Genomic DNA, 11,286 nt, shown 5'->3' on the forward strand with positions numbered 1-11,286 from the left:
AATGCACCCCGAGCATCTCGATTTTTCTTGAAATAGCATGCCATTCAAGCTGCGACGACCTCTCCCACTTGTCATCCATTGTCTCCTCTTATTCGCTTCGGTTTCGTCGTTGATGACCACGGTTGCAACGGGCGAAGACAGGCGTCCCAACGTTGTGATGATCATCGTCGATGACTTGAACGACTTGCCGCTGTCTCCGGACGGAAAGCCGCGGATCGAGACGCCGAACATCGACCGGATCGCCCGGCGCGGTGTCACGTTCACCAACGCCCACTGCAACGATCCGATCTGCGCACCGTCACGGGCCAGCATGCTGCTGGGGCTGTATCCGCAAACCAGCGCACTGTACTGGTTTGAGGACTGGAGAAAAAATGGTGTGCTCAATCAATGTGTCTCAGTCAATCGACACTTGCAAAACCACGGGTACTCGGTCTTCGGAACCGGCAAGATCTATCACGGCGGTCAGTCCGACGGGGCTTTCGATCGCCGAGGCCCCGGTCCCGATGTCGGCCCCTGGCCGTGGGACGGAAAGTCAAAGCAAAGTCATCTTCCGCACCCGGCAATGATGTACCTGTATGACACCGATGGTGATATGGATTACAAGTGGGAACACCACTTCGGTCCGCTATCGATGGTGCCCGATTGGAAACCCGACCCGCAAGCCGGCATCCCCGGATACAAGGGCTGGCGATTAGGCGGAAAACCGTTTCGATACAACGGTAATGATGACCGGGACAAGTTGGCGGATGAATTGTGCGCCGAGTGGTCGGCCGACATGATCACCAAAGATCATGACCGGCCGTTCGCCATCTTCACCGGATTGGTGCGGACCCACACGCCGCTGTACGCGCCCCAGGAATACTTCGATCGCTTTCCGCTCGATTCGATCGAATTGCCTGAAACGATCGACGGAGACCTGGACGATTGCGCAACGGCCCTGGCGGATCGATCACTGTACGGCTTTCGTCGCTACAACATGTTGGTCCGCCACAAAGACCGCCAATTGTACCGGCAGTGGTTGCAAGCCTATCTGGCATGTGTCTCCTTCGTCGATGATCAAGTCGGCAAGATCCTGGACGCAATTGACGCGAGCCCCCAGCGGGACAACACGATCGTGATCTTCACCAGTGATCACGGTTTCCACATGGGTGAGAAGGAGTTTCTGTACAAGCAGAGTTTGTGGGACGGCGCGACACGCGTTCCGTTGATCATCGCCGGTGTCGACGGAATGCCCAAGGGAGTGACCTGTGATCGGCCGGTTTCCTGGATCGACCTGTATCCGACCTTAAACCAGTTGTGCGGACTGCCGCCACAGCCCAACGCGGCCTCAGGCGGTTACAATTTGGAAGGGCACAGCCTGGTTCCCCTGTTGATGTCTCCCGAAGGTGATTGGAACGGTCCCGATGTCGCGATCACGGCATTGCCGGGCAAGGACCACAGCCAGCACGAACGACACGGCGGCACGTGGTTCCCGCATTTTTCGGTCCGCAGCAAACAGTACCGTTACACTCTTTGCTCCAGTGGCGACGAAGAACTCTACGATTTTGAATCCGATCCACGCGAGTGGAAGAACCTCGCTGACGATCCGGCATACGCTTCGGTCAAAGCGAATTTGAAGGAACAATTGATCGCGTTGCGTGACGGTTCGGCTTGGCAATCGCTCGACGATCTCCATCGCTGGACCTACGGGGCACAAAAGGGAGGCGTTGTTTCCGACGATGGAACGTTGACGTTCAGCGGTCATTCGTCGTCCTACTTGGCAACGATCGCCAAGTACAAGGACTTTGAATGGGAATTTGAGGCAAAGTCGCCGAACACGCAACGCATGCGGGTCAGCTATCACGCCCGCGTGCAAGGCAACCGCGTCGTCGGGACGGTCGCCAATGTTCCGCCGACGCAATCCAATTTGGAAGGCACTGCGGTCCCGTTTGATTCCGGGCAGTGGCATCGTTATCGCATCCGCGTGGTCGATGGGCGTTGCCGCGTCTGGATCAATAGCAAATTGCACAGTGACGTGGTCAATGCCTCCGATACAGACGTCGGGGTGATCGGTTTTGATTTCCCCGGAGTTGACGAGCCCACGCTAAGTGTGCGAGCGTCGCGCGTGCGAAGGCTGACGTCCAATTGACGCTCGCTTTGTGCGGCCGGGGTGATCAGCGACGTGAGATGAAAGCGGACGGCAATCCGTTCCGGGTTCCAGGTCCGTTGGTAGAGCTTGGGGGACAGAAGAAGGGGGGCAGGAAAATGGAGGCTAAGGCAGGAGACACCGACAAGAAAATGGGAGATAAGAAACTGTCGGGCAGCTAACGTGGCAAGTCTCTCGCTTCGGCGTAGGGGCGTCGTGAGAGCGCTGCTTCACCGACGCGTTGGATGGCCAAGACGAACGCGGCGGTGCGCAGGTCGACGTCGCGTTGCTTTGCTACTTCGGCGACCGATTCGCAGGCCTTCCGCATGTGGGTGGACAGCTCGTGGCGGATCCGCCCCAGTTCCCATTGGAACTGTTGAATGTTTTGCGCCCATTCGAAATAGCTGACCGTCACCCCGCCGGCGTTGGCCAAGATATCGGGGACAACCAGGATGCCACGTCGGCGAAAGATCTCGTCGGCTTCCGGCGTGGTCGGTGAATTGGCCGCTTCGATAATGATCTTTGCCCGCACGTCTTCGGCGTTGTCTTTGGTCAGCACGTCACCGAGTGCGGCGGGGACCAACACGTCCGCCTCCCAGGTCAGCACGTCGTCGCTCTTGAAGGCGTCGCCGCCGGGAAACCCAGCGACGCTGCCGTGTTGGGCGGTCCATGCGGCCAACTGGTCGACGTCCAGCCCTTCTTTGTTACCGACCCCGCCGGCGTGATCCCCGACCGCGACAATCTTGGCGCCCAGTTCGGCCATCGTCCGGGCCGCGTGACTGCCGACGTTCCCGAAGCCTTGCAGCGCGACGGTCACCTCCGAGATCGAATTGTCTTGCCAGCGGAGCACTTCCTCCAGCACGATCGTCACGCCGCGGCCGGTCGCCTCTTCGCGGCCTTCGGATCCGAACAAATGCAACGGTTTGCCGGTCACGACTCCGGGCGAGAATCCGGCGTACTTCGAATACTCGTCCATGATCCAGCCCATGATCTTGGCGTTCGTGTTGACGTCCGGGGCGGGGATGTCGATGGTCGGACCGATAACCTCCTTGATTTGGCCGACGAAGGTCCGCGTGATCTCATTCAGCTCGCGCTCACTCAAGTCGCTCGGGTCACAATTGATGCCGCCTTTGGCGCCGCCATACGGAACACCCACCACCGCCGTTTTCCAGGTCATCAGATTCGCCAGCGCCGTCGCTTCGTCTTCATCGACCGACGGATGGTAGCGCAGCCCGCCCTTCATCGGCCCGCGGACCCGACTGTGTTGGACACGGTAGCCGGTGTGTTTGATCAGCTTGCCTTCGTCACTCTCGGTGACCAGGCCGACTTTGACGATCCGCAGCGGGCAAAGCAGGATGTCACGCACCCGGTCGGAAAGTCCCAAGACATTGGCGGCATGGCGAAAATAGGCGCGGCTTTCTTCTAACATCAAAACGGTCCCGGGGAGTGATACACGGTGGTTGCCCTCTTAGTCTATTCACTTTGGGCGAGCGAAAATGGCATTTCGGTACCCCACTGGGCCAAGCAAATCAAACAACTGGCCGTTTCCGTCCGCGGTAGTACCGCCACAGTTTCGAGTTACAATCGAGTCATTCCCTGGAACCGATTTGATGAGCACAGCCCCCCGTTACGTTCCGCACTACACGATCGACGACTACCGTCGCTGGGAAGGCGATTGGGAGTTGATCGACGGTGTGCCGGTGTCGATGAGTCCGTCCCCGTTAGGGCCGCACGAGCGCATTGTCGCCGAACTGTCGCGACAAATGCTTAATCAGCTAATCGAGAACGAGTGCGACTGCCGCGTTTACACCAATCTCGATTGGATCGTGAGCGATGATACAGTGGTTCGACCGGATTTAATGGTCGTTTGTGGCATTCAGCCCGACCGGCATCTGGAGCGGCCACCCGCCGTCGTAGTGGAAGTGCTTTCCGCAGCAACGCGGCAGCGCGACTTGACCGCGAAGCGAGCCATCTACCTGGAACGCGACGTCACACGCTATTTGATTGTCGACCCGGACGACCAAACGGTGCGAGTTGTGATGAAGCATGGAGAACAATCGTTCGGGGCCGGCGAATCGATGGTTTTCGACGTTGATGCTGGCTGTCGGGTCGAGATCCAGTGCGGGCGATTGTTTGCTTGAGGCTGTGTCGGGGGAAGGAAGGCAGAACGATTCGGGGCAGAATGATGCCAGTGGAGGATTGCCGCCGGCGGCGATGCATGGGTGAACTGGCAAAACGATGGGGGCAAAACGATGGGGGCAAAACGATGGGGGCAAAACGATTGAGATCAATGCCCCATCTTACTCCCAACTCCCAACTCCCAGCTCCCACCTCTCTACTCCCCCCCATCAAACCCTTTCCAACGGACGAAGCCTTCGATGGCTTGGTACTGGGCCAATCCCAGTCGGTCATAGATCTGTGCCGTTTGCGCGTTACGCGCTTCGGCACGTTGCCAGAACTCGCGCGCGTCGGACCCCGGGAACAGGGCGCGGTCTTTTTGCGATTCATGTTTGAAGATCGCATCGCGTTTGCGGTCGACCTCTTGGGGGCTGAGCGGCACGGCCATTTCGATTTCGTGCGGCGCCCATTCCTGCCAGGCACCGCGGTAGAGCCAGACGGCGGTTGAGGCGAACCAGTCATCGTGGCGGCATTCTTCGCAGGCGGCAAAGATGACGTCCAGGCAGGTGCGGTGGGTACCGTGCGGATCGCTCAGGTCACCGGCGGCATAAATCTGGTGCGGCTGCACGTGTCGCAACAGGTCAACGGTGATTTCAATGTCTCGCTGGCCGATCGGCTTTTTACGCACCGTTCCGGTTTCGTAAAACGGCAGATCGAGGTAATGCAGGTGTTCGTCTCGAACGCCACAAACGCGCGCCCCTGCGGTCGCTTCGCCGCGTCGGATCAGTCCTTTCAGTCGCTGGACTTCGTTGATGTCGATGCTTCCGGACGCCTTGTCGCGGATGGCGTGAATCATCATGTCGGTCAGCCGTTGAATGTCGTCGTTGAACACGTCGAATTCGCGGCAGAAGTCGGCGGCGAATTCCGCGAACCGCAGCGCATCTCCGTCGAAAACGGCCAGATTACCGGAGGTCTGGTAGGCGACGTGGATTTCATGGCCCTGGCCGGCCAACCGCGTCAGCGTGCCTCCCATCGAGATCACGTCGTCGTCCGGGTGCGGCGAAAACAGGATGATGCGTTTGGGGAACACCGTCTCGGGGCGATCCGGTTTGCCGGCCGGCCAGCCCGTGATCGTGTTTTGCAAATGACGAAAGACGCTCAGGTTGATTTCGTAGGCCGTTCCGTATTCGGCCAGCAGTCCCTGTAATCCGTTGGCGTTGTAATCGGCGTCGGTCAACATCAGCACGGGCTTTTGGACCGATTGTGAAAGCGCGATCACGGCGCGGCGGACCATCACGTCGTCCCAGCAGACTTCGCCGACCAACCACGGCGACCGGATTTCGGTCAGATTCGCCGCGGCGGCCGAATCCAGAAAGAACTCGACGTCGTCGTGTTGTTGAAGAAACGTTGCCGGAACGGCAGGTGCGACTTCGCCTTCGACCGATCGGGCGACGATCGACGCTTTGCCTTCGCCGAAGGCCAGCAAGATGATCCGTCGCGCATCCAAGATGGTCCCGACGCCCATCGTGATCGCACGTCGCGGCACGTTTTCGACGCCAAAGAAGTTGCTGGCCGCATCGATCCGCGTCATCGCATCGAGTGTGATCGGCCGGGTGCGCGAATCCGTGCCCGAACCGGGTTCGTTGAAACCGATATGACCGGTGCGTCCGATGCCCAGGATCAACATGTCGATGCCGCCCAATTCGGCGATCTCGTTTTCGAACTTCAGGCAATACTCTGACAGATCATCCTGGGGCGTCAGGCCGTCGGGGATATGGATCTGGTCGCGTGGCAGGTCGATGTGATCGAACAGGTGTTCGTTCATGAATCGCACATGGCTCTGCAGCGATTCCGGCCCCATCGGCAGGAACTCGTCGAGTACAAAGACGGCCACGTTGGCAAACGAGAGGCCTTGTTCGCGGTGCATCCGGACCATCGCGGAGTAGACGTTCACGACGCTCGATCCGGTCGCCAGCCCGAGCACGCACGTGCGTCCCTCGGCGGCACGGCTGCGAACGAGCGTGGCGATTTCGAGCGCCGCCGCTTCGCTGGCGTTGCTCGCTTCGGGGAAGACTCGATAGGGAATCGATGATGCGGGGGCCGCGTGTGAATACGCTTTCAATCTGCGTCTATCTCTTCTCATGCTGTCGTACTTTGATGCAGTTCAGTGTTCGTTGCCGTGCCAGTTGTCTTGCATGTTGGGCCGCGCCGAGCATCCCGGCGTCGTTGCCCAGGGAGGCAAAGTCGATTTTTACGGTCGATCCGGTTTGGACCAGTGACAAACGTGCCATTTCGTCATGGATCGTTTTGAGAAATCGCCTACCGGTACGTGATCGGTTGCCGCCAAAGTTGACCGCGCCGCCGAGCAACACGACCGAGGGGTCGGCGATGTGGGCCAGCATGGCGATCGCCCGACCCAAATGCACGCCGGTCCGGCGAACGGTTTCGATCGCGATCGCGTCGCCGGCTTCGGCCGCATCCGAGATGCATTCCGGCGTCAGGACTGCGGCACTACGGCTCGCACTGCGGCTCGCACTGCGGCTCGCACTGCGGCGCGCCTCGCGAAGCGACGACGGTTGGTCGGATTGTTCGAGCAGCTCGACTGCGGTTTGGACGATGCCCGCGGCGCCGGCATAGGCTTCCAGGTGTCCGTCGCGTCCGCACCCACATCGCCGCGCGTCGGGACCATGATCGATGGTGACGTGTCCGATTTCGCCGCCACAGCCGTGGCTGCCGTTGATCGGCCGCCCGGAAACGATGATGCCACCGCCGATCCCTGTTCCCAGCGTCAAAAATGACAAAGAATCCGTCCGGTGCTGGCCGAAGCTGGATTCACCGAGTGCCGCGGCGTTGGCATCGTTGATCACGGCCACCGGTTTTTCAAACACGCGCGCCAATTCCTGATGGAAACCGATACCGTGCCAAGAATGCAAGTTGGCCGTTTCCATCAACGTTGCCGTCGCTTCGTCGATCACCCCGGCCATGGCCAGCCCGACCGACTCCAAATCGTCAAACGTCGCATCGTTCTGCCGCAACGCGTCGATCGCAAACTCACGCGCCTGGCGAAAAGCGTCCGACGGTTCTTCGCAATGAGCGGTGGAAATCTGGTCGCGCGCGACCACTTCGTCTCCGTACAGCAACCCCAGCTTGACGGAGGTGCCACCGAGATCGATCCCCATGACGAACGATGGGGGAATGAAGGGAGTGTTTTCGTCTGGATTCATCTTCGGTTGCGATCGACTTGGCAAAGATTTTCGCGTTCGGGGCTCACCGGGCTTCCGTTCAATTGGCGATGCAAAACAAGTGGTTTTCTCCGCGGATGAACAATTCATCGCCGGACGGAGCGGGAGTCGCATCGACCGTTTCGCCGAGCGAATTGGACGCCACGATCTGCAGCGTCGGATCGTCTTTGATCACGACCGTGGTACCGCTGCGGCCGGTCAAATAAACGTGCCCGCCGGCGGCCATCGGTGACGCATAGGTTCGGCTGATTCCAGGCAACCGGACCGCTTGGTAATACGGTTTTCCCGTTGCCGCATCCAGGCAGGTCAGGTTGGCCGATTTACCCTTGTGAAAATACAGGCGGCCGCCGCTCAGCAGCGGTGACGCGATATCCGGCGTGTCGCGGTTGGTCGTCCACACGACGCGATCGGTGCCTTCGATGTCGCCTCGGCCGTCGGGCCGGAACGCGCCCAGGAACGAACCCTGGTAGCCGCTGCCGACGAACACCAACCCATCGCCGGCGACCGCCGAAGCGACCGGACGCGTCGTCTGGCCGCCGCAACGCCAAAGCTCTTCACCTGATTTCAGATCATAACTACGCGCGCAGGTTTGGCCATTCATGACGACTTGTTTTTGGCCATCGACGTCGATCACCAGCGGCGTGGCCCAGCAGGACGGTTCGTCACGTTCGGTCTTCCAAATCGTCTCGCCGGTCGATTTGGCGAGTGCATAGAGCGCCGAATCACCCTCATGATCCCACGGCACCAGGATCATATCCCCGTGCAGCGTCGGCGAACTGCCTTCGCCGAACCCGCTCCGCGTGATCATCTTTCCGAAATCGTCGCGTTTCCATTTCAGTTCCCCGTCCATCGTGTAGCAATACAGGCCCCGGGATCCGAAGTGTGCGTAGACGTGGCTGCTATCGGTGCAGGGGGACGCCGAGGCGAATCCGTTGGTCGCATGGGTTTCTTGGTGCGGGATTGCCGTGACGGCCGTCTGTTTCCAAAGTTGCTGGCCGGTTTGCCGGTCGAAGCAAAGGACTTGAAAGTCCAGGTTGGGGATTCCGGGCGCCGAACCGCGTTGAAACTGATTGCGATTCTGGGGGGCCGGCGGCGCTGGCGGCGTCCCCGCACCAACCGTGACGGCGGTGACCACGAACACGCGGTCGTCCCAGATCACGGGCGATCCGGATCCACGTCCGGGAATCGGCACCTTCCATTTGACGTTCTCCGTGTCCGACCAGTGCGTCGGCGGATTGCCGCTGGTCGCCGCGCCGTTGCCTGTCGGACCGCGCCAATGAGCCCAATTGTCCGCACCAGCGAGATTCCCGGGGGTGGTCAATGCCAACGCGACCACCAGTGAGAGGGTGGGCGAAAGTTTGCAAAACATGCGACGTCGTTTGTGAAGGGGGGAAGGGGAATGTGGACGGCCCGACGCAACTTTGAGGGGAATTCATTGGTCGGTGGCGTACCGGCTTCGCCCTATTGTAGCTCGTCCATCCCGAACGCGCCTCTGGACGTCGACGTGACCGGACAACGTGCGGAAAAACTTTGACAGCGTCCCGCCCATGCGACATCTTGGGGGGCCGGACGCGACGTTCGGGGCCGTTCGTTGTTCTCAAATCGTTGTTCTCAAATCTCGGCACGGCAGATGTCGGCACCAAGACTTCGGCAGACAAGGTCTTTGGCATGTTAATCGATCAGACAGAACTCATCCAAAAAACTCCGGTTTGCGGTGGCCTCCGCCGGGAGACGCTGCGATTGATCCTCGGCCAATCGGAAGAGTTGGACGTTCCCGCGGGGGAATTCTTTTTCCGCGAAGGCGACGCCGGGGACTGCCTGTACGTGATCAAATCCGGAACCGCCGTTGTCCAACGAATCTGGCAGGGTAAACCGATCGTGCTGGCGCGGATTGGGCCCGGTGACTGCTTTGGCGAGATGTCGCTGATCGATCTGCAACGCCGCTTCGCCGCCGTCAAAGCGGAAACCGATTGCAGCGTGATCCGCGTTCCCTACACCGCACTGATGAAATTGTGCCAAGTCGACATGGAACAATATGCCATGGTAATGATGAACCTGGGACGTGAGGTCAGCCGCCGGCTGCGGATCGCCGGAGAGAGATTGTTTCGCTATCAACAAGAACTCGGCCAGCAGGCGTTTGATGAGGAATTGGCATTTGATGCCTAGCGGTCGGCTCGGCAAGCGAAACCCAATTGATTCAACAGGCTGTCAACGGTCGTCGGCGAGACGCTGTTCGATGACCACCCCCGAACCCCGTCCAGGAGAAAACTCTTGAACTGCCGCGTTGCTTTTGCCGTCTTCGCCCTTGCGGCCCTGTCGGTTTACTCCCAGCCGTTGACCGCCGACGACCTGCCCGAACAGCCGAACTTCATCGTCGTCTTTTGTGATAATTTGGGCTACGGCGACATCCAGCCCTTCGGGTCCACGCTGCACCGCACGCCGCATCTGAATCGTATGGCAACCCAGGGGCGAAAGTTCACACACTTTTGTGTCACCGCCGGTGTCTGCACGCCGTCGCGCGCCAGCCTGATCACCGGATGCTACTCCCAGCGCGTCGGCATGCATCAAAACCCACGCGACGGGCACGTGCTGCGTCCGATTTCACCTTATGGATTGAGCCCCGATGAAATTACGATCGCCGAATCGCTGAAAGCCCAAGGCTACGCGACGGCGATCATCGGCAAGTGGCACCTGGGCGACCAAACTGAATTCCTGCCGACACGCCAGGGATTCGACTACTTTTTCGGTGTGCCCTACAGCGACGACATGACGCAAGCGGTCGGCAGGCGTCTGGGCGACCGACTGGACGGAAACGACTGGCCGCCGCTGCCGTTGATGGAAAACGAGGTCGTTGTCGAAGCCCCCTGCGATCGAAACGGACTGACCAAACGCTACACCGAGCAGGCGATGCGGTGGATTGACGAACATCGCGATGAACCGTTCTTTCTGTATTTTCCCCAAGCGATGCCCGGCAGCACCCGGGCGCCGTTCTCCAGCGACGCCTTTCGCGGCAAAAGCGAAAATGGGCCTTGGGGCGATTCGATCGAAGAGCTTGACTGGTCGATCGGACAACTGATGGAACAATTGATGAAATTGGGCTTGGCCAGCAAGACGCTCGTGATTTGGACCAGCGACAATGGGGCTCCGATCAATCGCGATTTGAATGACCTGTCGCGTGGTTCGAATCGGCCGCTGCACGGACGCGGCTACACGACCAGCGAAGGGGCGTTTCGAGTTCCTACGCTGATGTGGCAACCGGGGCACGTGCGGGCGGGAACGGTCTGCGATGAACTCGTCACGACGATGGATCTGTTGCCGACGCTGACCAAACTGGCCGGCGGTGAGGTTCCGGACGACCGAACGATCGATGGACATGATATAGCGCCGCTGATCTACAGTCGCCCCGATGCGACGTCACCGTACGAAGCGTTTTACTACTATCATCGGGACCAATTGCAAGCGGTTCGCTCCGGCCCGTGGAAGTTGTTCCTGCCCATCGACACTTCCGGCGGGCATCCGCATCTTGCCAAGTCTGACCCGCCGCAGACGCTGTTGTTTCATCTGTATGATGACGTGTCTTGTCAACGTAACGTTGCCGTCCGGCATCCCGATGTGGTGCAGCGATTGATGCAGATCGCCGATCAGGCTCGCGAAGACCTGGGCGATCAAGGACGCCCCGGCAAGGGGCAACGAGCGATCGGTAAGATTGAGGGCCAGCCCCAGCCACAGGCGATGGCACGTTAGCCAGCGTGAACTGTCGGTCGAACGTAGCTACCTTCGCCAGAAGGTGGATTCCAGTGT

8 protein-coding genes are annotated in these 11,286 nt (G+C 59.8%); 4 read left to right on the forward strand and 4 right to left on the reverse strand.

All coding sequences use genetic code 11. From position 1 onward, the window contains the following. Positions 1 to 112 precede the first annotated feature (112 nt). Positions 113 to 2,128 carry a sulfatase-like hydrolase/transferase gene (locus tag Mal15_RS20920; protein ID WP_167546947.1) on the forward strand — a complete coding sequence of 672 codons (2,016 nt, stop codon included), beginning with the start codon at positions 113 to 115 and terminating at the stop codon, positions 2,126 to 2,128. 175 nt (positions 2,129 to 2,303) lie between these two features. Here Mal15_RS20920 and Mal15_RS20925 read toward each other — a convergent pair whose 3' ends face one another. Next, positions 2,304 to 3,554: a Glu/Leu/Phe/Val family dehydrogenase gene (locus Mal15_RS20925; protein WP_147869545.1), complete on the reverse strand. Its 1,251-nt coding sequence runs from the start codon at positions 3,552 to 3,554 to the stop codon at positions 2,304 to 2,306. Between the two features lie 181 nt (positions 3,555 to 3,735). Here Mal15_RS20925 and Mal15_RS20930 point away from each other — a divergent pair, with 181 nt between their 5' ends. Continuing rightward, a complete protein-coding gene (locus Mal15_RS20930) occupies positions 3,736 to 4,266 on the forward strand; it encodes a Uma2 family endonuclease (protein WP_167546948.1) in 531 nt (176 codons plus the stop codon). Positions 4,267 to 4,460: 194 nt separating this feature from the next. Here the strand turns inward: Mal15_RS20930 and Mal15_RS20935 are convergent, their stop codons facing one another. Genes Mal15_RS20935 through Mal15_RS20945 form a run of 3 tightly spaced genes read right to left on the reverse strand, consistent with a single transcriptional unit; the run spans position 4,461 to position 8,854 of the window. Then, positions 4,461 to 6,386, reverse strand: coding sequence for a glucosamine-6-phosphate deaminase (locus tag Mal15_RS20935; RefSeq protein ID WP_147869547.1), 1,926 nt, complete (start codon positions 6,384 to 6,386; stop codon positions 4,461 to 4,463). Then, positions 6,373 to 7,467: an ROK family protein gene (locus Mal15_RS20940; protein WP_147869548.1), complete on the reverse strand. Its 1,095-nt coding sequence runs from the start codon at positions 7,465 to 7,467 to the stop codon at positions 6,373 to 6,375. Before Mal15_RS20940 ends, Mal15_RS20935 begins: the two co-directional genes overlap by 14 nt. 58 nt (positions 7,468 to 7,525) lie before the next feature. Further along, entirely contained in the window at positions 7,526 to 8,854 is a 1,329-nt protein-coding gene (locus Mal15_RS20945) for an outer membrane protein assembly factor BamB family protein (protein WP_147869549.1), read from the reverse strand. Between the two features lie 299 nt (positions 8,855 to 9,153). Between Mal15_RS20945 and Mal15_RS20950 the strand changes: the two genes are divergently transcribed. Then, complete coding sequence (locus Mal15_RS20950; protein WP_147869550.1) at positions 9,154 to 9,651, forward strand: Crp/Fnr family transcriptional regulator; 498 nt, start codon at positions 9,154 to 9,156, stop codon at positions 9,649 to 9,651. Between the two features lie 105 nt (positions 9,652 to 9,756). After that, the gene (locus Mal15_RS20955) at positions 9,757 to 11,229 is read left to right on the forward strand and encodes a sulfatase family protein (protein ID WP_147869551.1); all 1,473 of its coding nucleotides are present in this window, start codon (positions 9,757 to 9,759) and stop codon (positions 11,227 to 11,229) included. Positions 11,230 to 11,286: the final 57 nt, after the last annotated feature.

Origin of the sequence: Stieleria maiorica (genome assembly GCF_008035925.1) — a bacterium.
Classification (GTDB): Bacteria; Planctomycetota; Planctomycetia; order Pirellulales; family Pirellulaceae; genus Stieleria; species Stieleria maiorica.

What these genes read in the sequence shown, in the direction of transcription:
- Mal15_RS20920 (WP_167546947.1), top strand. Translation starts at nt 113, where the DNA reads ATGACCACGGTTGCAACGGGCGAAGACAGGCGTCCCAACGTTGTGATG.
- Mal15_RS20925 (WP_147869545.1), bottom strand. Translation starts at nt 3,554, where the DNA reads ATGTTAGAAGAAAGCCGCGCCTATTTTCGCCATGCCGCCAATGTCTTG.
- Mal15_RS20930 (WP_167546948.1), top strand. Translation starts at nt 3,736, where the DNA reads ATGAGCACAGCCCCCCGTTACGTTCCGCACTACACGATCGACGACTAC.
- Mal15_RS20935 (WP_147869547.1), bottom strand. Translation starts at nt 6,386, where the DNA reads ATGAGAAGAGATAGACGCAGATTGAAAGCGTATTCACACGCGGCCCCC.
- Mal15_RS20940 (WP_147869548.1), bottom strand. Translation starts at nt 7,467, where the DNA reads ATGAATCCAGACGAAAACACTCCCTTCATTCCCCCATCGTTCGTCATG.
- Mal15_RS20945 (WP_147869549.1), bottom strand. Translation starts at nt 8,854, where the DNA reads ATGTTTTGCAAACTTTCGCCCACCCTCTCACTGGTGGTCGCGTTGGCA.
- Mal15_RS20950 (WP_147869550.1), top strand. Translation starts at nt 9,154, where the DNA reads ATGTTAATCGATCAGACAGAACTCATCCAAAAAACTCCGGTTTGCGGT.